We start from the raw sequence: 18,099 nt of genomic DNA, 5'->3' as shown, positions 1-18,099 counted from the left end.
GGGGCATGACAGAGAGAGGCGCGGCGCCCGTCCCGGACGCCGGCCCTGGGGCAGTTCCGGTCAGCGGTTGCGGTACCGCTGCTCCACGGCCACGGCCGCGGCCACGACGGCCCCCAGGACGGGAACCGCCAGCGGCGCGACGAACCAGGCGGACAGGGCCACCACGGCCAGCCCGCCGACGACGAGGAAGGAACCGGCCGGGTCGAGCACCGTCCGGCGGCCCGCCTGCCGGAGCAGGTCCCGCCAGATGGCGTCCGGCGTCCATACGGCCGCCGCCCGCAGTCCGGCGACCGCGAGCCCGATCAGCGCGAACACGCCGACGGCGCCGACCAGCGGCCCGCCGGGAAGTCCGGCCCGCACGGCCTGGACGTCGACCCAGACCGCGGCCGCCGCCAGCCACCCGGCGAGCCCGGCGAGCCAGCCGCCGCGCACGGCCGCCCGGAAGTCGCGGACGAACTCCCGCCTGCCGCCGCCCTGGTGGGCGGTGTGCCGGCGCAGGTGGCGCGCCCCCGCCGCGAAGGCGGCCGGGTAGGTGACCACCCCGAGCGAGGCCACGGCGATCCACACGCCGGTGAGCAGACACTCGGCGAACACGCCGAACCGCTCGGCCACGACGGACTCCTTGCGCGCCCGGCGGGCGGGGTCACGGGCCTTCACGCGCGCCTCGGACATGCCGGTCAGCCCTTCAGTCCGGACGTCGCCATGCCGTCGATCAGATAGCGCTGGAAGGCGAGGAAGAAGGCCAGCACCGGCAGGAGCGCGACCAGCGACATGGCGATCATGCCGCCGTAGTCGGCCACGCCCTCCTGGTCCACGAACATCTTCAGACCGAGGGAGACCGTGTACTTGTCGGGTTCGTTGAGGTAGATCAACGGCCCCATGAAGTCGTTCCAGGAGTTGATGAAGGTGAAGATCGCGCTGGTGATCAGGGCCGGACGACACAGCGGGAGGACGATCGACCAGTAGATGCGCAGATGCCCGCAGCCGTCGAGCCGGGCCGCCTCGTCGAGCTCCTTGGGCAGGTTGCGCATGAACTGCATCATCAGGAAGACGAAGAACGCCTCCGTCGCCAGGTACTTCCCGAGCAGCAGCGGGGTGTACGAATTGATCATGCCCATGTTGCGGAACAGCACGTACTGCGGGATCAGCAGCACGTGGTACGGCAGCAGGAGCGTGCCGATCATCAGCGTGAAGAGCAGATTGCGGCCCACGAACCTGATCCGCGCGAAGGCGTACGCCGTCAGCGAGCAGGAGAGCAGGATCCCGATCACGGAACCGACCGCGAGCGTGAGCGAGTTGAGGAAGAACGTGGAGATCGAGATGTCCGCGATGCCCTCGGACAGCCGGGTGTAGTTCGAGGTGATCGGGGAGCCCGGGAAGAGATCCAGGCTGCCGACGATGTCCTCGCTCTTCTTGAAGGAGCCGCCGATGACCCAGACCACCGGATAGAGGATCACGGCGAGGATCGCGAGGGAGCCGATGTGCCAGGCGAGCGATCCGGGCAGCCGGCGCCGGAACGCGCCGCCCTTCGTGGACTTCATGGACGGGGCCGGGGCCGGGGCGATCTCGGTGGCCTGTGCGCTCATCAGGCGCCCTCCTCGTAGTGCACCCAGCGCTTCTGGGACCAGAACAGCACCGCCGTCACCAGGGCGACCGCGATGAGCAGCATCCAGGCCATGGCGGACGCCAGACCCATCCGGCTGTTCTCGAAGCCCTGGACATAGAGGTAGCAGGTATAGACCATCGAGCCGTCCGCGGGCCCGCAGGCGTTGCCGCCGGCGCCGCCGCCGACGATGTACGCCGAGCTGAAGATCTGGAAGGAGTGGATCGTCTCCAGCAGGACGTTGAAGAAGAGGACGGGGGAAATCATCGGCAGCGTGATGTTCCAGAACCGCCGCAGCTTGCCGGCCCCGTCGACCTCGGCCGCCTCGTACAGCTCCCGGGGGACCTGCTTGAGGCCGGCCAGGAAGATGACCATGGGCGCGCCGAACTGCCAGACGGTGAGCGCCACAAGGCTGTAGATGATCATCTCCGGGTCGCCGGTCCAGCCGCCGACGTCGATCCCGAAGAGCTTCTGCGTACGGTCGACGATCGCGTCGTCCGAGAAGATCGCCTTCCAGACGATGGCGACCGAGACACTCGCCCCGATCAGCGACGGCGCATAGAAGGCGGCCCGGTAGAAGGCCTGCCCGCGCCGCTTCTGGGCCAGCAGCAGCGCCACACCGAGGGCCGCGAGCAGCTTGAGCGGCGTCCCGACGACGACGTACCACATCGTCACCTGCACCGAGTGACGCCAGCGCGGATCGTTGAACATCTCGGAGAAGTTGTCGAGACCGATCCACCTGGGCGCGTCGAACAGGTTGTAGTCGGTGAACGCGAAGTAGAGCGAGGCGATCATCGGGCCCGCTGTGAGCAGCAGGAAACCGGCGATCCACGGAGACATGAAGAGATAGCCGGCCAGGTTCTCCCGACGGCCCCGCCGCTTGAGTTCGGCGGGGCGCGGGGAGTTCACCGGACCGTGCCGCGGCTCGGAGTCCTTGGCCAGGCCCTCCATCGCAGGGGCGTGTGTCACGGCGGTTCCCATCAGCCGGCGAGAGCCGTCTTCGACTCGGTGAAGAACTGCTTGACGGCCTCGTCCACCGAGCGCGTGCCCAGGGCGAGCTCCTCGGCGATCCGCAGGAAGGCCGACTCGCAGATGTCCGCACCGTTCGGGTGCGGGGTGATGGGCTCCAGGACGCCCGAGGCGACGAGGGACTCCTCGTACGCGGCGATCGACTTGTTGACCTCGTCGGTCGGCTTGAACGCGTCGAACTGGGCCTGCGTCGCGGGCACCCCACGGTCATAGCCCATGATCTTGGCGACCTCGGGTTCGTGCACCATGAAGTCGATGAACTGGGCGACCTCCTTGGGGTGCTGCGTCCGCTTGGAGGCGCTGAGCATGAGGGAGCCGAGGTACTGGCCGGTCTTCTTGCCGTCCGTGGTCGGGATGGGAGCGAGTCCGTACTCGCTCTTGCCTTCGGAGGTGTAGCGGACGGTGAAGTTGTCCCAGGTGAACTCACCGGCGGCGAGTTCCGCGGAGACGGCCGACTTGGGCTTGACCTGGGCGACCTTCTTGGCGTCGGCGTAGATGCCGTCCTGGACGCCCTGCTCGGCCTTCGTCCACCAGTCCGTCAGATCGGCCTCGGTGAAGCCGAGTCCGTCCGCCTTGAAGAACGCCTTGCCGTTCTGGCGCAGATAGAGGTCGTAGAGGTACATGACGCCGTACATGCCGCTGTCGCCGGCGCGCCCGGTCTTGTCACGGATCTTGGCCATCGCCGCGTGGAAGTCGTCCCAGGTCCAGCCCTGCTCCGGCTTGACGCCCGCTTTGGTGTAGACAGGCTTGTCGATCACCAACGCCATCGAGTTGGAACCGACCGGGACTCCGAGGAGTTTGCCGTCCACCTCACCGAACTTCGCGAGGTCGGCCCGGAAGCCGTCCGTGGAGAGGTTGCCCGCCTTGACCTGCTCGCCGAGATCCAGCAGCACGTTCTTCGCGTCGTATTTCCGCAGGAATCCAATGGCATTCTGGAACACGTCCGGCGGATTGCCGCCGGAAGCCTGGGTGTTGAACTTCTTCCAGAAGTCGAGGTAGGGCTGAAAGTCCGTTTTCACCTTGATCTTCGGATACTTCTTCTCGAAGAGCGCGATGGTCTTGTTGATGCGCTCCGCGCGGTCCTCGGAACCCCACCACGCGTAACGGATCGTCACCGTCCCGTCCGACGAGGTACCGCTGTCGCCCCCGCATCCGGTGGTCGCCGCCAAGCCCAGCGTGACCGCCGTGGCCCCCGCGGCCTTCAGAACCGTACGCCTCTCAACATTCCTGCTGGTTCCCACAGTCGGGCCCTCCCCGCAGCGTCGTTGCCGCTTGCATGAATCGTTTCAAGAAAGCGCTTGCTGGCACAAGGTACGAGGGGCTTGAGGGAGCGTCAATGATTCGGACAGGAATTTCTTGTGAGGCAACAGTGCGGCGACGGGGGTGCGCGGCAGAGGCTTGAGGCTTGCGATGTCACGAACTCCCTGGTGAGAGGCGTGCGTTCGGATCATCGAACGGAGGATCAGGTGGTGAGCGGCTGAGCGGGACGACTGAAATCCGCCTGCACGGACGGGGGATGCGGGGCGGGTGGGACGAACGGCGCGAGGAGGGAGGGGAGTTGACGACATGACGGCACGGCATGGCCGGATGCGGAGGCGCAGGGGTGCGGGCGCGGGTGATACAGGGCGGGGCGGGGACGACTGCGGACGGTCACCGCGGGGTGACGATCTTGACGATCACGGCGATGCCCGGGCTGAGCTTGTAGCGTGCCGCAGGCATCGGGGGCCGGGCCCGTCTCGTGCCGCAGGCATCGGGGGCCAGGCCCGTCGCGTGTCGAGACATCGGAGACTGAGCTCGTCGCGTGCCGCAGGCATCGGAGGCCGAGTCCGCCGCGTGCCGCAGGCATCGGGGATCGAGCTCGCGGCGGTCGCATGAACGACGTCGGCCCGTCTGCGGTTTCGCAGACGGGCCGACGTTTCGGGGTGGGCGATACTGGGTTCGAACCAGTGACCTCTTCGGTGTGAACGAAGCGCTCTCCCACTGAGCTAATCGCCCGGACGCAGGAAGAACATTACCCCATGTCAGGGGGTGGCTGTGACCACGGGCGACCGCTCCCCGCGCCGCCGCGGCGGATCACTGGTCCTTGATGTTCCAGGGCATCTCGAGGCCGAACTTCCACAGGTAGACACCCATGAGAACGCCGATGATCACCAGGCCGATCGAGGTCAGGATGATGTTGCGACGCCGCACCTTCGGGTCGAGGGCCCGCTGGGCCGCCTCGGTGACCTTGCGCTTGGTCCAGCGGAGCGCCAGCTGGGCCCAGACGAACTCGGTCGCCCAGATCGCCATGCCTCCGAAGATCACGACCCAGCCCGGACCGGGCAGCGGCAGCATGACGATGCCGGCGCCCACCACGGCGAGGCCGATCACGAAGACGCCGACCTGCCAGCTCAGGTGCAGCGCACGGCGCGCCTTGACGAATTCGGGCGCTCTGGAGCCGAGCCCCTGGCCCTGCTGCTCCTCCGCCGCGCCACCCGGCCTCGACCCGTCCGCCGCCACTGCCGCCTCGCCGACCTCGTCACTCCCCGTATTCATACAGCCAAACCCTACCCGAGAGATTCCGGTCACCGGAATGGTGGTACTTCGCGAACGCACCCTCGGCCGGAAGAGTTACGTAAAGGCACGCAAAACACTCAGAGGGGTTTACAACGGCACCGTAGGTGGCATGTCGATTTCGCCGACGTGCGAATCCCCGAGCGCACACTGAGCGAAAGGCCCTGGCGCTTATGAACACCACGGTCAGCTGCGAGCTGCACCTGCGCCTCGTTGTGTCGAGCGAGTCCTCCCTGCCTGTCCCCGCAGGCCTGCGGTACGACACGGCCGACCCCTACGCCGTGCACGCCACCTTCCACACCGGAGCCGAAGAGACCGTCGAGTGGGTGTTCGCCCGCGACCTCCTCGCCGAAGGCCTGCACCGGCCGACGGGCACCGGCGACGTCCGTGTCTGGCCGTCGCGCAGCCACGGTCAGGGCGTCGTCTGCATCGCCCTGAGCTCCCCGGAGGGGGAAGCTCTGCTCGAGGCCCCTGCGCGGGCCCTGGAGTCCTTCCTGAAGCGAACGGACGCAGCCGTGCCCCCGGGCACGGAACACCGGCACTTCGATCTCGATCAAGAGCTCTCGCACATCCTGGCGGAAAGCTAGGGCGAGGCTCACACCGAGCCGCCCGGCGCCGTCCACTCGGGGAGACGGCTCGGGTCACGACAACCGAATAGGGATGCGCCGACGCCGTGCCATGGGTTCCCGTGGCACGGCGTCGGCGCGCCACGGGAACCCATGGGGCGGTGTCGGCGTACGTGTGGGCCCCTTCCATGGCGCGTCCAGCGCCGTGCGAGCCGGGCTTCCCCGGCGTTCCGGCTTCCCCCGCCCATGGAATCCGGGGCACGATCGGACAAGGTTCGACCGCCCGGTGCGGCTACCATCGGCCAGCATCGGAGGGCGCCCGCCCGACCCCCAGGCCAGGGAGCGAAATGTGCTGATCACCCACGACACCCGGTGTGCGCTCGATGCCGTGGTGGATCTGGTGAACACCGCACCGGAGGACGACACGACTCCGGACGCGCTGCCGGATGTCGCCGCCCTCGCGGACTTCGTACGAAAGCACGAATTCAGTGACGTCGGTGTGCTGTCCGAGTTCGACCTGTCCGCGGTGCGCAAGGTCCGTGGGCGGTTCGCCAGGATCTTCGCGGCGTCGGATCCCAGGACCGCCGCCGCTCTGATCAACGAGCTGGTCGCCGCCGCGGGCACGACCCCGCGCCTCACCGATCACGACGGCTACGACTGGCATGTGCACTACTTCGCGCCCGGCGCGTCCGTCGCCGACCACCTGGCGGCCGACTGCGGGATGGCGCTGGCGTTCTTCGTGGTCGCCGGGGAGGAGGAGCGGCTGCGGCGCTGTGAGGCCCCGGACTGCCGACGCGCCTTCGTCGACCTCTCCCGCAACCGGTCCCGCCGGTACTGCGACAGCCGCACCTGCGGCAACCGCCTGCACGTGGCCGCCTACCGAGCACGCCGCAAGGAGGCCGCGGGCTGAGGGCGACGCCCCGTCCCGGCAGGTCTCCGCTCGGCTCCCCCGGCGCGCACCTGTGCCCCTCGGCCGGCATCGGGGCCGCTCGACCCCATGGGTTGAGCTAGGCCTCCACCGGGTCCGCTCGGTTCCGTCCGGCCGCCTCCCTCGGGGCCGCTCGATCCGATCGATTCAGCCCGGTGCCGTCTGTTTCGCTCGTCTCCCTCGATTCCTCCCCCCGGTGCAACTCGCCTGGGCCCACCGTGGCCCGCGAGGGGCGCGGGCTCAGGGGCGTGTCCCGCACGCAGGTCTCGCTCGCCCCCGCCGGCTCACACCTCGGCCCACCCCACCCCCGTTCTCTGGGTCCTCGGAGCCTCTCGGGCTTCTCGATGCCGGCGCGGCCCCGGCGGGTGACGCCGGGGACCGCGGGTAAGGCTCATAGCAGCAGCAGATCATGCAGTGAAGCCATGAGCAGCAGACACCCGATCACCGCAAGGAAGATCATCAGCGGTGGCTGGGAAAGGGCGAAGAGGCATCCACGCGGCTCGTCCTTGGGCGGCGCGGCGTCGCTCTGTGTCGTGTCCAGCATCTCGCGGGCGATGATGACGCAGGTGACACCCCTCGCGCGATCAACACGCACGGAATGAGCGGGTGTTCGCCGGATTCCGTGACGTCGGTTTCAGGCCGTGATCACTTCCGCACACGGGCAGGCCGACTGTGTCGTTTCAATCCCAGGCCGCCTCACCCGGCCCGCGTCACCCACCACGCCTCACGAGCCGCGTCTCATATCCCGTGCTTCTTGAGGATGGCCTCGATGTCGCTGAAGTCTTCGGAGCCGCCGGTCGCCCGGGGCGCCGCCGCGGGGCGGGACGCCGGCCGGGACGCCTGCCCCAGGGAGGGCGCCGAGGCGGCCGGGGCCACTGCTTCGGACCGTGCCGCGCGGGCCGCGGCCTTGCGTTCTCTGCGGGTGCCGCCGCGGCGACGCTCCACGGCGCGGGTGCCGGCGAAGAGGGCCCAGGCCCCGCCGAGCACGACGAAGCCCGCCCAGGCCGTGGGACTGAACGCGGTGTCGGCGAGCCATTCGACGACGCCGGTCATCACGAGGCCGAGCGGCACGAGGGCGTAGGCCGCGATGCGGGCGGCCGCCAGGAAGCGCTTGCGGTAGGCCGTGACCACCGCGATGCCCAGGCCCGCCGCGGCGACGGCGGAACAGACGGTCTCGGCAATCATCCGGTTCCTCCAGGCGTGGCTGTCTCGGGCAGGATTCCGACCGACTCGGCGCCACAGCCGTCAGGCGCGCGCTTCGTCCCTTCCATCCTGCACCTGCACACCGCTCGCGGGCCATGCTCCGGGCGGACATCAGGGACATCTCCGGGTCGGCTCCTCCGCAGGTGCCGCACGAACGCGTCCCTCGGGGTCGCCCGAGACCTCCCCGGCATGCGGTCGGCGCCGTCCGGATTGGGGCGGTCGGGCGGAGACTGGAAGACTGACGTCATGAGCGACTCGTCCCCCTCCTCCCCCACCCGTCCCGCCGTCGTCCTCGACGTCTGGTGCGAGCTGCAGTGCCCGGACTGCCGTGGTGCCCTGCACGACCTGCGCGCCCTGCGTGAGCGCTACGGCGACCGGCTGGAGCTGCGGCTGCGGCACTTCCCGCTGGAGAAGCACAGCCACGCCTTCGCCGCCGCGCAGGCCGCCGAGGAGGCCCTGGAGCAGGGCAAGGGATGGCCGTACGTCGAGGCCGTGCTGGGCCGGGTCGAGGAGCTGGACCGTAAGGGAGAACCCTTCCTGGTCGAGATCGCCGGCGAACTCGGGCTCGACGCCGAGGAGTTCGACACCGCCCTGATCGACGGCCGGCACATCCTGATCGTGGACGCCGACCAGGCCGAGGGCAAGGCGATCGGCGTCACCGGCACCCCGACCTACGTCATCGGCGGCGAGCGCCTCGACGGCGGCAAGAGCCAGGAGGGGCTGCGCGAGCGCGTCGAGGAGATCGCCGACCGGCTGCTGGCCGAGCAGCGGTGAACCGACGGGCTCCGCAGACCTGGGCTCAGAGCAGGTTCTTGTACATCGAGTAGCCCACCGGCACGTACCCCAGTGACTCGTAGAGCCGCTCGGCAGGCGTGTTGCCCGCGAAGACGTTCAGGCCCAGCACCTGTCTGCCCGCGGCCATCGTCTGGGCCTCCGCCAGCAGCATCAGGGAGCGGCCGTGACCCCGGCCGCGCTGCTCGTCGTGGGTCTCGACGTTGTAGACGAACCCGATATCGCCCCTGAGGGCGAGCCACAGGGTGCCGACCGGAACGCCCTCGTGTTCGAGGACGCTGATCAGCGTGTCGTCCGTCGTCAGGCCCTGGGGGAGCAAGCGCGCGTGGTCCTCCCGGGATTTGTCCCAGGCGCTCGCCTCAGGGACGCCGCGTTCGATCCAGACCTGGGCGTATCCCGCGAGGTGGACCTCTTTCCACGGGCCGAACTCGGCCTCCGTCATGGAGCGGCCCCGGCTGCCCTCGGGCAGCGCGGGGGGCTCGGTGCCGAGCTGCTTCTCCATCCCGCGGTTGCGGTGGACGTAGCCGAGGGCCGTGGCGAGCCGCAGGGCCGGGTCGGCCCGGCCCGGCACCCTGATCTCGATCTGCTTGCAGCCCCAGCCCCGGGCCACCTCCTCGGCGGCGAGCGCGGCCACCGTGCCCCGGCCCCGGCCGCGGTCCGGCTCCTCGATGTGCAGCTCGTCGAGGTGGGCGAAGGCGGGCCCGAGGACGGGATCGGTGGAGAGGCGGACCGCGCCGACGGGGCGACTGTTCACGCACACGCGGTAGTGGCGGGACAGGGCTCCGTCGGCGGCACGCTGAAGCGGCTCGGTAGGCCGCAGGGTCGTGGTCATCAGGGCTTTCTACCCGCCGTACGGGCCGAAGTCAGCCTGTTTTCCCGGGCTCTCGGCAATGATCCCCTGGTACTACGGGTCCAGATCGTTCCCGGCCCGCTCGGCGAAGATCCGCATCGCCTTGGCGGTCACCGGCCCGGGTGTGCCCGGGAGTTCGCGGTCGTCGACCCGGTGGACGGCCTGGACGTCGCGCAGGGTGGAGGTGAGGAAGACCTCGTCGGCCCGCTCCAGCACGTCCAGCGGCAGGTCGGTCTCCCGGGCGCCGGTCCACTCGACGACCAGCTCGCGCGTGATGCCTGCGAGGCAGCCGGAGGCCAGCGGCGGGGTGTGGATCTCGCCGTCCAGGACGACGAACACGTTCGAGCCGGTGCCCTCGCAGAGCTGCCCCACCGTGTTGCCGAACAGCGCCTCGCTGGCGCCGTGCTCGTGGGCGCGGGCCAGGGCGACGACGTTCTCGGCGTACGAGGTCGTCTTCAGACCGGTGAGCGCGCCGCGTTCGTTGCGGGTCCAGGGGACCGTGACGACGGCCGTGGAGTCGGCGCGCCGGGTGGTCTCGCCGAGGGCGACGACGAGGGTGGGCCCGTGCTCGCCGCGGTCGGAGCCGAGGGGGCCGTGGCCTCCGGTGTAGGTGATGCGCAGGCGGCCGAGCGGCATCGGGTTGGCCTCGAGGACGGCGGCGCAGGCGCGGCGGACCTCGTCCTGGTCGGGGTCGGGCAGGCCGAGGCCGCGCGCGGAGCGGGTCAGCCGGTCGAGATGGCGGGTGAGCGCGAACGTGCGGCCGTCCGTCGCCTTCACCGTCTCGAAGATGCCGTCGCCCACGGTGAGTCCGTGGTCGAAGACGGAGACACGGGCGGACTCGGTGTCCTGCAGCCCGCCGTCGAGCCAGATCTTCACGTCAGTCCCTCTCCCTCGGCCCTGTACGGGGCCGTGACTTCGTACGCTCCCGACGCTACCGCGAGCAGTCGGGAGGCCTTCAGCTCGGTCTCCGCCCACTCGGCCTCGGGGTCGGAGCCCCAGGTGATGCCGGCGCCGGTGCCGAAGCGCAGCACGGCGGCGCCGGTGTCGGCGCGGTCGATCCAGAAGGTGCGTATGCCGACGGCCAGCTCGCCCGTGCCCCGGTCGGCGTCGACCCAGCCGATGCCTCCGCAGTACGGGCCGCGCGGCGCCGTCTCCAGGGCCTCGATGATCCGCAGGGCGCTGGACTTGGGGGCGCCGGTGACCGAGCCGGGCGGGAAGGCGGCGTCGAGCAGTTCCGGCCAGCCGGCGCCGTCGGGAAGTTCGCCGCGGACCGTGGAGACGAGGTGGACCAGGCCCGGGTGCTTCTCGACGGCGCAGAGGTCGGGGACGCTCACGCTGCCGGTGGCGCAGACCCGCCCGAGATCGTTGCGGACGAGGTCCACGATCATCACGTTCTCGGCGTAGTCCTTGTCGAGGAGGTCCGCCTCCGTGCGTCCGGTGCCCTTGATGGGCCCGGACTCGACGATCCGCCCCTCGCGGCGCAGGAAGAGTTCGGGGGAAGCGGTGGCCGTCTCTATGCCGTGAGCCGGGAGGCGAATCGTTCCTGCGAAGGGTGCCGGGTTGCCCCGGGCCAGCAGGGCGGTCAGCGCGTCCACGTCGGCGTCGGCCGCCACGGGTGCGGTCAGCACGCGGCAGAGATTGGCCTGATACACCTCGCCGGCCGCGATGTGCTCGCGGATGCGGCGGACACCCGCCGTGTACGCGGCGCGGTCGAGGGACGACGTCCAGTCACCGGCCGCCGGCCCCCGCCATGCCCCCGGCACCGGAGCGGGCACGGGCTCCTCGCGTACGTCGGCGAAGCGGGCGCACACCAGGCGGCCCTCGAAGTCGGCGCAGACGGCCCAGAAACCGGTGCCGTCGAGGGCCGCGGGATCGCTGGTCACATCGAGGAGGCCGGTGGCGACGCGGGCGCCGAAACGGGCGAGAGGTGGGAGGTCGGGCACGTTGTCGAGTCTATGGCGGGTGTCCCGGGGGTGACGGGGGCATGTCCCGCAATGTCCCGGCCAGGGGGGCCTGACCAGCTCCGCGAGCGGACGCAGCGCAGCACGCTGCACAAACGCGTTTTTGTGCTGGCCCGGGAATCCGCTAGAGTTCAACACGTCGCCGCGACGCGCAAGCCGAGCGGAACCGACAAGCGGACGTAGCTCAGTTGGTAGAGCGCAACCTTGCCAAGGTTGAGGTCGCCAGTTCGAACCTGGTCGTCCGCTCGCAGGAAGTGGGGGATCTTCCCGAACCCCCGCACTCCTGGTGGAGTGGCCGAGAGGCGAGGCAACGGCCTGCAAAGCCGTCTACACGGGTTCAAATCCCGTCTCCACCTCCAAGGACGATTAGCTCAGCGGGAGAGCGCTTCCCTGACACGGAAGAGGTCACTGGTTCAATCCCAGTATCGTCCACTGATCCGGTTCATCGGGTCCCCGCGCGATTAGCTCAGCGGGAGAGCGCTTCCCTGACACGGAAGAGGTCACTGGTTCAATCCCAGTATCGCGCACGCAGCACGCATCACCCCTCCCGGACGATTAGCTCAGCGGGAGAGCGCTTCCCTGACACGGAAGAGGTCACTGGTTCAATCCCAGTATCGTCCACACGCCGAGAGCCCCCGGCCGCCTTCGCGGTCGGGGGCTCTTCCGTTGCCCGGCCAGACTGTCCGGTCAGCTGGAGAACAGCATGCGGCCGAAGCTCTTGTTGCGGTGGTGGCTGCCGTGGTGGCCCCCGTGGTGCCCGCCGTGCGGGGCGCCCCAGGCGGGAGCGACCGGGGCGGCCGGGTACGCCTGCGGGGCGGCCGGGGGCGGCGGCGCCTGCTGGCTCCACTGGCCCTCCAGGCGGGTCAGCGCCTCCAGCTCGCCGTAGTCGAGGAATATCCCACGGCAGTTGCTGCACTGCTCAATCTGGACGCCGTTGCGGTTGTAGGTGTGCATCGGAGCGTGACACTTCGGGCACTGCATGGTTCGGCTCAACTCCTCGCCGGTCGGTGCTGTTTCGCGTACCGCCAGGACAGACACTGTCCGGCTGCGGTCGGTTGCACCCTACTTCGCGAAGCTTGCCGCGAACTGCGGGGGGACAGAACCCATTCGGGCACAGGCGTCGACCAGGCACTGCTCGACCTCGTCCAACGACCGGTCCTCCGCGACCGACTTGGTGACAGCACGTGCCGCTCCCTGCACGGTGAGTGCGCGCGCCGGGACGTCCAGGGCGGGCCAGGGGTCGCCGGCCTGGGGGACGGCGGGGCCGCCCGCGGCCCGGTAGGCGGCCAGGAAGCGGGTCCACTCCTCGGGCGGGAGCAGACCGCAGGCGTACCAGGCGGCGGGGCGGGCGAGGTCCCAGGCCGGCACGCCGACGCCGAGATCGTCGACGTCGATCAGCCGCCAGGGGCCGTCGGGGGCGGGATGGCGGACGAGCTGGCCGAGGTGGAGGTCGCCGTGGCAGAGCGTGACGACGTCGGGCATGGGGGCCTCGGCACGGGCCCAGGCGGGGAGTGCGCGCCAGGCGCTCAGGACGGGCGCGACGGCGGGGTGCGAGCCGGCGGCGCGGAGCCGGGCCACGGCGTGGGCGGCCTTGGCGGGGCCGCGCATCGGGGGGAGCGCGGTCGGGGCGGGGGTGCGGTGGAGACGGGCGAGCAGGGTGGCCGCGGCTTCCCAGGGGGCCGCGTCCGGGTCGTCCGGGTCCACCGGGGCGCCGTACGGCCAGAAGGTCACCAGACGGCCGTGCAGCCGGGTCGGCGCCGGTGTGAGCGGCGGCAGGAGGACTTCGGGGAGGCGGACGGCGGTGACCAGGCGCGGGGCGAGGTCGGCCGGGTCGGTGTCGGGGGCGTGGGCCTTCGCGACGGTGTCGGCGTGCCGGACGACGGTGGCGTCGGGGCGGTCCGCGAGGGTGGCCGCGCCGCAGGAGCAGGTCGCGGTGGATTCATGGGCCTGGGCTCTGGCGCGGAAGGTGAGCTCGGTGAGCAGGGGGTGTGCGGTCACGGGGCTCCCTGGGCGGCGGCGTGCGGGTCTCCTCGCGAGGGTACGCAGGGGGTCGCCGGAGTCGTCCGCCGGGGAAAAGCAATGCAGGCGCAGCTCCCCAGCTGCGCCTGCATTTTTTGCCGTCCGCCGCACCCCCGTCCCCACGGGGTTTCATGGGTGGATGTCCCCGCCCGGACCGCTCTTCCGGGCCTGGGGTCGCCGCTCAGCGCCCCAGCATCACTCCCACGGACGACGCCTGTGTGGCCACTGTCTCCCAGCCGTCGAAGACGACGAGGAGCAGGACCGCCAGGGGAAGGGCCATCAGGGTCGCCACCAGGGGGTGGCGGCGGCCCGTGCGGCGGGAGTACGTGGTGCGTCCCTGCGTGCGGATCGTCGTCCGCGGTGCCGTAAGGGCCATGGTCCCTCTCCTGACCTGATCAGTTGTCGTTGGCAGCGGCGGGTGTCTGACCTCGGGGGACGAGTGCTGCACCCGCCGCTTGACCTCAAATCTAGGCGTGCGGCGGGCGCGGGACGTCATGCCCTCGTACCGATTGCCGGGCCTCCCGGAGGATGAGCCATGACCTGCGGAGTACTCCCCTGGGTGGAGACGAAGTCCTAGGTCTCGGGGTCTTCCCGGAAGGGGTGTCCGGTCCGGGCCGGTTTCTCCGAGCTGTCCTCGCGAGGGACGGGGTGCTCGACCAGGGCGAGGACCCTGTTCGCCATGAAACGGGCCGTACGGACCGGCGTGCCGGTTCTGGTGACTTCGCTCACTTCCACCACCCCTCTCCGTACCGCCGACTCCACTCGGCGGCCTGCTCTGCTCGCCGTCACCTCGTAGGTGCGGGTCGTGTCGCCGGCGTCGACGACTATCTCCACGCGGTCACCCTTCACGGGTTCAATCCCCCTTCTGTGACAGGTGGTTGAGGTCACAAAGCCGCCAAAGCACGCCTGTTCGCAGGCCTCCTGACCACCCTTCAAGTCTCCCACCGGGCACTGACAATCGATCGGTACGAGAGGGCGCGGCCTCTGCGCGCGAACGGCCGTGGAAACGTAAGCTGTGCCACGTCACACGGACCGGGCAGCGGGGATGAACATGGCGATGATGCGCCTGAGGCGCGAGGACCCGCGCGTCGTCGGCTCGTTCAGGCTTCACCGACGGCTCGGCGCGGGCGGGATGGGCGTCGTCTATCTGGGGTCCGACAAGAAGGGGCAGCGGGTCGCGCTGAAGGTGATCCGGCCCGATCTGGCGGAGGACCAGGAGTTCCGGTCGCGGTTCGCGCGCGAGGTGTCGGCCGCCCGGCGGATCCGGGGCGGGTGCACGGCGCGGCTGGTCGCGGCGGATCTGGACGCCGACCGGCCGTGGTTCGCCACGCAGTACGTGCCCGGTCCCTCGCTGCACGACAAGGTCAACGACGACGGGCCGCTCGGGGCCGCCGAGCTCGCCTCGATCGGGGCCGCGCTGTCGGAGGGGCTCGTCGCCGTCCACGAGGCCGGGGTCGTGCACCGGGACCTGAAGCCGTCCAACATCCTGCTCTCCCCCAAGGGCCCGCGGATCATCGACTTCGGCATCGCCTGGGCGACGGGCGCCTCCACGCTGACGCATGTCGGCACGGCGGTCGGCTCCCCCGGGTTCCTCGCGCCGGAGCAGGTGCGGGGGGCTCTGGTCACCCCGGCCACCGACGTGTTCTCGCTCGGTGCCACGCTCGCCTACGCCTCGACCTCCGACTCGCCCTTCGGACACGGCAGTTCCGAGGTGATGCTGTACCGGGTGGTGCACGAGGAGCCGCAGTTGCACGGGGTGCCGGACGCGCTGGCGCCGCTGGTGCGGGCCTGTCTGGCGAAGGACCCCGAGGAGCGGCCCAGCACGCTCGATCTCTCCCTGCGGCTGAAGGAGATCGCGACCCGCGAGGCCCAGGGGCTGGCGGACCCGCGGCCCCCGGTCCCGCGGGCGGCGGAGGCCGATCGCCCCACGGGGCGGCTCTCCGAAACCGGTTACCCGGAGCGCACCATGCGCCGGCCGGACGGACCGGGCACCCCGCCGCCGCGGAACGGGGTGCCGTCCTCGCGCGGTCCGGTCCCCTCCCGGGGCGGGGCGCCCGCGCGCGGGGCGAGCGCCTCCCGTGGCGGCAGTGCCTCGTCGTCGCGGTCCGGGGCCCGGCCGGCGCCCGGTACCCGCAACACCCGTCCCGGCACCGGCAGCCGGCCGGCGCCCCGCGGTGGCCGTCCGGGGCCGAGAACCACGGGGACCGGACGGCGGCCCGCCAACCCGCGGCTGCTGCGGCAGCGGCTGTTCGTCTTCGTCGTCGTGACGCTGTTCGTCGCGCTCGGCATCGCCGTCGTCCAGGGCTGTGAGGGCCCGGCGCGCGGACTGGGCGGGGACAGCCAGGTCGTCCGGCACGAGCAGCAGCCCGTACGGCCGGAGGGCCGGCCAGGCCCCGGTTAGGGCTGTGGGCGGCCCGTCGCCACTGCGTAGAAGGCGACCGCGGCCGCGGCTCCCACGTTGAGGGAGTCGACGCCGTGGGACATCGGGATGCGGACCCATTCGTCGGCGGCGACCAGCGCCTGGGTGGAGAGGCCGTCGCCCTCGGCTCCGAGCATGAGGGCCACGCGGTCCATCCGGTGCGGGGCCGCCTCGTCGAGGCTGCGGGCCTTCTCGTCCGGGGTGAGGGCGAGGAGGGTGAGTCCGGCCTCGCGGACCGAGTCGAGGCTCTTCGGCCAGGTGTCCAGTCGGGCGTACGGGACCGAGAAGACCGCGCCCATCGAGACCTTCACGCTGCGGCGGTAGAGGGGGTCGGCGCAGTCCGGGGAGAGCAGGACGGCGTCCATGCCGAGGGCGGCCGCCGAGCGGAAGATCGCGCCGATGTTGGTGTGGTCGTTGACCGACTCCATGACGACGACCCGGCGGGCGGTCTGCAGGAGTTCGGCGGCGGTCGGCAGCGGCTTGCGCTGCATGGAGGCCAGTGCGCCGCGGTGGACGTGGTAGCCGGTGACGCGTTCGGCGAGCTCCGGGCTGACGGCGTAGACCGGTGCCGGGAGCTCGTCGATGACGTCGCGCATGACGTCGACCCACTTGGCGGAGAGCAGCATCGAGCGCATCTCGTACCCGGCGTCCTTGGCCCGTCGGATGACCTTCTCGCCCTCCGCGATGAACAGGCCCTCGGCGGGCTCGCGCTTGCGGCGCAGCTCGACGTCGGTCAGGCCGGTGTAGTCGCGCAGGCGCGGGTCGTCGGGGTCCTCAACGGTGATGAGATCGGCCACAGGGTGATACTGCCTTGTCCTGGGTGTGGTGCCAACGGCTCGGAACGGTTGTGTTACCCGCGGTTACTCGGACGCCCGCGGGCCGACGGCGACGACTGCGCCGACGACGATGACCGCCGGCGGCCTGACCTCCTGGTCGCGGACCGTCTCGGCGACCGTCGCGAGCGTCGCGTCGACCCGGCGCTGGGCGGCCGTCGTGCCCTCCTGGACGAGCGCGACCGGGGTGTCGGGCGACTTGCCGTGCGCGACGAGCGTCTCGGCGATCTTCCCGATCTTGTCGACGCCCATCAGGATCACCAGCGTGCCGGTGAGCTTCGCGAGCGAGGGCCAGTCGACCAGGGAACGCTCGTCGTCGGGGGCGACATGACCGCTGACCACGGTGAACTCATGGGCGACGCCCCGGTGGGTGACCGGGATGCCGGCCGCGCCCGGCACCGAGATCGAGCTGGAGATGCCCGGGACGACCGTGCAGGCGATGCCGGCCTCGGCGAGCGCCTGGAGCTCCTCCATGCCACGGCCGAACACATACGGGTCGCCGCCCTTGAGCCGGACGACCGACTTGCCCTGCTTGGCGTGCTCGATCAGCGCGTTGTTGATGGCCTCCTGCGCCATGTAACGGCCGTAGGGGATCTTCGCCGCGTCGATCACCTCGACGTGCGGCGGGAGTTCGGCGAGGAGGTCGCGCGGGCCGAGCCGGTCGGCGATGACGACGTCCGCCTCGGCGAGGAGGCGGCGGCCGCGGACCGTGATCAGGTCGGGGTCGCCGGGGCCGCCGCCGACCAGCGCGACGCCGGGGGTCCGGGTGCGGTGGTGGGGGGCGACGAGGGTGCCGTCGCGCAGGCCCTCGACGACCGCGTCGCGGATGGCCGCGGTGTGGCGGGGGTCGCGGCCGCGGGCGTCGGTGGTGAGGACGGCGACCGTGACGCCCTCGCTGTGGCCGGTCGCCGGGGTCCAGGCGGTGGCCGCGTCGGCGTCGTCGGAGCGGACGCACCAGACGCGGTGGCGTTCGGCCTCGGCCGAGGCCCGGACGTTGGCCTCCGTGTCGCCGGTGGCGATCAGGGCGTACCAGGCGTCCGCGAGGTCGCCGTCGGCGTAGGGGCGCCTCGACCAGGCGATCTCGCCCGCGTCCGCCATCGCCTCGACGGAGGGGGTGGCCTCGGGGGACACCAGGTGGATGTCCGCGCCTGCTGCGATCAGCGCGGGGAGGCGGCGCTGGGCGACCTGGCCGCCGCCGAGGACGACGACCCTGCGGCCGGTGAGGCGGAGGCCTACGGGGTAGGCGGGGTGTTCGGCCATGAGGTGCGGCTCCTCGAACGGGCAGAGGGTGGGCGCTGCGGCTCTGGAGCGGCCCTGACGTGCGGATTTTAGAGGTGACTTCA

21 protein-coding genes and 6 tRNA genes are annotated in these 18,099 nt (G+C 70.9%); 9 read left to right on the top strand and 18 right to left on the bottom strand.

The window, feature by feature from the left end:
• Positions 1–60: 60 nt before the first annotated feature.
• The 7 genes from ABZ725_RS40825 to ABZ725_RS40795 form a co-directional block, all read right to left on the bottom strand.
• Positions 61–672 carry a hypothetical protein gene (locus ABZ725_RS40825; RefSeq protein WP_358807430.1) on the bottom strand — a complete coding sequence of 204 codons (612 nt, stop codon included), beginning with the start codon at positions 670–672 and terminating at the stop codon, positions 61–63.
• Positions 673–677: 5 nt separating this feature from the next.
• Positions 678–1,586, bottom strand: a complete 909-nt coding sequence (locus ABZ725_RS40820) for a carbohydrate ABC transporter permease (protein WP_358807429.1) — start codon at positions 1,584–1,586, stop codon at positions 678–680.
• Positions 1,586–2,584, bottom strand: coding sequence for a sugar ABC transporter permease (locus ABZ725_RS40815; protein ID WP_358807428.1), 999 nt, complete (start codon positions 2,582–2,584; stop codon positions 1,586–1,588). The genes ABZ725_RS40820 and ABZ725_RS40815 overlap by 1 nt, the downstream gene beginning before the upstream one ends.
• On the bottom strand, positions 2,584–3,873 hold the full coding sequence (locus tag ABZ725_RS40810; protein WP_358807427.1) for an extracellular solute-binding protein: 1,290 nt from the start codon (positions 3,871–3,873) through the stop codon (positions 2,584–2,586). The genes ABZ725_RS40815 and ABZ725_RS40810 overlap by 1 nt, the downstream gene beginning before the upstream one ends.
• Positions 3,874–4,282: 409 nt before the next feature.
• On the bottom strand, positions 4,283–4,414 hold the full coding sequence (locus ABZ725_RS40805; RefSeq protein WP_358807426.1) for a hypothetical protein: 132 nt from the start codon (positions 4,412–4,414) through the stop codon (positions 4,283–4,285).
• A gap of 141 nt (positions 4,415–4,555) precedes the next feature.
• Positions 4,556–4,627, bottom strand: a tRNA-Val gene (locus ABZ725_RS40800).
• Between the two features lie 78 nt (positions 4,628–4,705).
• On the bottom strand, positions 4,706–5,167 hold the full coding sequence (locus ABZ725_RS40795; protein WP_358807425.1) for a TIGR02611 family protein: 462 nt from the start codon (positions 5,165–5,167) through the stop codon (positions 4,706–4,708).
• Between the two features lie 191 nt (positions 5,168–5,358).
• Here ABZ725_RS40795 and ABZ725_RS40790 point away from each other — a divergent pair, with 191 nt between their 5' ends.
• Together ABZ725_RS40790 and ABZ725_RS40785 are read left to right on the top strand one after the other, a co-directional pair.
• A complete protein-coding gene (locus tag ABZ725_RS40790) occupies positions 5,359–5,772 on the top strand; it encodes an SsgA family sporulation/cell division regulator (RefSeq protein ID WP_004002642.1) in 414 nt (137 codons plus the stop codon).
• A gap of 328 nt (positions 5,773–6,100) precedes the next feature.
• Entirely contained in the window at positions 6,101–6,661 is a 561-nt protein-coding gene (locus tag ABZ725_RS40785; protein WP_358807424.1) for a CGNR zinc finger domain-containing protein, read from the top strand.
• 409 nt (positions 6,662–7,070) lie between these two features.
• On the opposite strand, the gene ABZ725_RS40780 is transcribed toward ABZ725_RS40785, so the two are convergent.
• Positions 7,071–7,274: a hypothetical protein gene (locus ABZ725_RS40780; RefSeq protein ID WP_093774321.1), complete on the bottom strand. Its 204-nt coding sequence runs from the start codon at positions 7,272–7,274 to the stop codon at positions 7,071–7,073.
• Between the two features lie 143 nt (positions 7,275–7,417).
• Entirely contained in the window at positions 7,418–7,864 is a 447-nt protein-coding gene (locus ABZ725_RS40775) for a hypothetical protein (RefSeq protein ID WP_358807423.1), read from the bottom strand.
• Positions 7,865–8,128: 264 nt separating this feature from the next.
• Here ABZ725_RS40775 and ABZ725_RS40770 point away from each other — a divergent pair, with 264 nt between their 5' ends.
• A complete protein-coding gene (locus ABZ725_RS40770; RefSeq protein ID WP_358807422.1) occupies positions 8,129–8,656 on the top strand; it encodes a DsbA family protein in 528 nt (175 codons plus the stop codon).
• A gap of 25 nt (positions 8,657–8,681) precedes the next feature.
• Here ABZ725_RS40770 and ABZ725_RS40765 read toward each other — a convergent pair whose 3' ends face one another.
• The 3 genes from ABZ725_RS40765 to ABZ725_RS40755 form a co-directional block, all read right to left on the bottom strand.
• Positions 8,682–9,506, bottom strand: a complete 825-nt coding sequence (locus ABZ725_RS40765; RefSeq protein ID WP_358807421.1) for a GNAT family N-acetyltransferase — start codon at positions 9,504–9,506, stop codon at positions 8,682–8,684.
• Positions 9,507–9,578: 72 nt separating this feature from the next.
• A complete protein-coding gene (locus ABZ725_RS40760) occupies positions 9,579–10,400 on the bottom strand; it encodes an aminodeoxychorismate lyase (protein WP_358807420.1) in 822 nt (273 codons plus the stop codon).
• On the bottom strand, positions 10,397–11,467 hold the full coding sequence (locus tag ABZ725_RS40755; RefSeq protein WP_358807419.1) for a chorismate-binding protein: 1,071 nt from the start codon (positions 11,465–11,467) through the stop codon (positions 10,397–10,399). Before ABZ725_RS40755 ends, ABZ725_RS40760 begins: the two co-directional genes overlap by 4 nt.
• Positions 11,468–11,658: 191 nt before the next feature.
• On the opposite strand from ABZ725_RS40755, the gene ABZ725_RS40750 reads away from it, so the two are divergent.
• From ABZ725_RS40750 to ABZ725_RS40730, 5 genes are all read left to right on the top strand, one after another.
• Positions 11,659–11,731, top strand: a tRNA-Gly gene (locus ABZ725_RS40750).
• 39 nt (positions 11,732–11,770) lie between these two features.
• Positions 11,771–11,844: transfer RNA gene (locus ABZ725_RS40745), tRNA-Cys, on the top strand.
• A 1-nt stretch (position 11,845) separates the two neighbouring features.
• Positions 11,846–11,917: transfer RNA gene (locus tag ABZ725_RS40740), tRNA-Val, on the top strand.
• A 23-nt stretch (positions 11,918–11,940) separates the two neighbouring features.
• Positions 11,941–12,012 (top strand) — tRNA-Val (locus tag ABZ725_RS40735).
• A 22-nt stretch (positions 12,013–12,034) separates the two neighbouring features.
• Positions 12,035–12,106, top strand: a tRNA-Val gene (locus ABZ725_RS40730).
• 66 nt (positions 12,107–12,172) lie between these two features.
• Here ABZ725_RS40730 and ABZ725_RS40725 read toward each other — a convergent pair.
• The 4 genes from ABZ725_RS40725 to ABZ725_RS40710 all read right to left on the bottom strand — a co-directional run bounded on the left by ABZ725_RS40725 (position 12,173) and on the right by ABZ725_RS40710 (position 14,353).
• Positions 12,173–12,466, bottom strand: a complete 294-nt coding sequence (locus ABZ725_RS40725; RefSeq protein ID WP_358807418.1) for a zf-TFIIB domain-containing protein — start codon at positions 12,464–12,466, stop codon at positions 12,173–12,175.
• A gap of 81 nt (positions 12,467–12,547) precedes the next feature.
• A complete protein-coding gene (locus ABZ725_RS40720; RefSeq protein ID WP_358807417.1) occupies positions 12,548–13,483 on the bottom strand; it encodes an aminoglycoside phosphotransferase family protein in 936 nt (311 codons plus the stop codon).
• A 202-nt stretch (positions 13,484–13,685) separates the two neighbouring features.
• Entirely contained in the window at positions 13,686–13,880 is a 195-nt protein-coding gene (locus ABZ725_RS40715; protein ID WP_351907957.1) for a hypothetical protein, read from the bottom strand.
• Between the two features lie 197 nt (positions 13,881–14,077).
• Positions 14,078–14,353, bottom strand: a complete 276-nt coding sequence (locus tag ABZ725_RS40710) for a hypothetical protein (RefSeq protein ID WP_351907959.1) — start codon at positions 14,351–14,353, stop codon at positions 14,078–14,080.
• 196 nt (positions 14,354–14,549) lie between these two features.
• Between ABZ725_RS40710 and ABZ725_RS40705 the strand changes: the two genes are divergently transcribed.
• Entirely contained in the window at positions 14,550–15,905 is a 1,356-nt protein-coding gene (locus ABZ725_RS40705) for a protein kinase (protein ID WP_358807534.1), read from the top strand.
• On the opposite strand, the gene ABZ725_RS40700 is transcribed toward ABZ725_RS40705, so the two are convergent.
• Both ABZ725_RS40700 and cobA read right to left on the bottom strand, forming a co-directional pair.
• Positions 15,902–16,720, bottom strand: coding sequence for an RNA methyltransferase (locus tag ABZ725_RS40700; protein WP_358807416.1), 819 nt, complete (start codon positions 16,718–16,720; stop codon positions 15,902–15,904). The two genes, ABZ725_RS40705 and ABZ725_RS40700, sit on opposite strands and share 4 nt — an antisense overlap.
• 63 nt (positions 16,721–16,783) lie before the next feature.
• The gene (gene cobA, locus ABZ725_RS40695) at positions 16,784–18,016 is read right to left on the bottom strand and encodes a uroporphyrinogen-III C-methyltransferase (RefSeq protein WP_358807415.1); all 1,233 of its coding nucleotides are present in this window, start codon (positions 18,014–18,016) and stop codon (positions 16,784–16,786) included.
• Positions 18,017–18,099: the final 83 nt, after the last annotated feature.

This window comes from Streptomyces sp. NPDC006872, assembly GCF_040635845.1.
In the GTDB taxonomy this organism is placed as follows: Bacteria; Actinomycetota; Actinomycetes; order Streptomycetales; family Streptomycetaceae; genus Streptomyces.
This window is presented reverse-complemented; position numbering and strand designations above follow the sequence as displayed.

What these genes read in the sequence shown, in the direction of transcription:
- ABZ725_RS40825 (WP_358807430.1), bottom strand. Translation starts at nt 672, where the DNA reads ATGTCCGAGGCGCGCGTGAAGGCCCGTGACCCCGCCCGCCGGGCGCGC.
- ABZ725_RS40820 (WP_358807429.1), bottom strand. Translation starts at nt 1,586, where the DNA reads ATGAGCGCACAGGCCACCGAGATCGCCCCGGCCCCGGCCCCGTCCATG.
- ABZ725_RS40815 (WP_358807428.1), bottom strand. Translation starts at nt 2,584, where the DNA reads ATGGGAACCGCCGTGACACACGCCCCTGCGATGGAGGGCCTGGCCAAG.
- ABZ725_RS40805 (WP_358807426.1), bottom strand. Translation starts at nt 4,414, where the DNA reads ATGTCTCGACACGCGACGGGCCTGGCCCCCGATGCCTGCGGCACGAGA.
- ABZ725_RS40795 (WP_358807425.1), bottom strand. Translation starts at nt 5,167, where the DNA reads ATGAATACGGGGAGTGACGAGGTCGGCGAGGCGGCAGTGGCGGCGGAC.
- ABZ725_RS40790 (WP_004002642.1), top strand. Translation starts at nt 5,359, where the DNA reads ATGAACACCACGGTCAGCTGCGAGCTGCACCTGCGCCTCGTTGTGTCG.
- ABZ725_RS40775 (WP_358807423.1), bottom strand. Translation starts at nt 7,864, where the DNA reads ATGATTGCCGAGACCGTCTGTTCCGCCGTCGCCGCGGCGGGCCTGGGC.
- ABZ725_RS40770 (WP_358807422.1), top strand. Translation starts at nt 8,129, where the DNA reads ATGAGCGACTCGTCCCCCTCCTCCCCCACCCGTCCCGCCGTCGTCCTC.
- ABZ725_RS40765 (WP_358807421.1), bottom strand. Translation starts at nt 9,506, where the DNA reads ATGACCACGACCCTGCGGCCTACCGAGCCGCTTCAGCGTGCCGCCGAC.
- ABZ725_RS40725 (WP_358807418.1), bottom strand. Translation starts at nt 12,466, where the DNA reads ATGCAGTGCCCGAAGTGTCACGCTCCGATGCACACCTACAACCGCAAC.
- ABZ725_RS40715 (WP_351907957.1), bottom strand. Translation starts at nt 13,880, where the DNA reads ATGGCCCTTACGGCACCGCGGACGACGATCCGCACGCAGGGACGCACC.
- ABZ725_RS40705 (WP_358807534.1), top strand. Translation starts at nt 14,550, where the DNA reads ATGAACATGGCGATGATGCGCCTGAGGCGCGAGGACCCGCGCGTCGTC.
- cobA (WP_358807415.1), bottom strand. Translation starts at nt 18,016, where the DNA reads ATGGCCGAACACCCCGCCTACCCCGTAGGCCTCCGCCTCACCGGCCGC.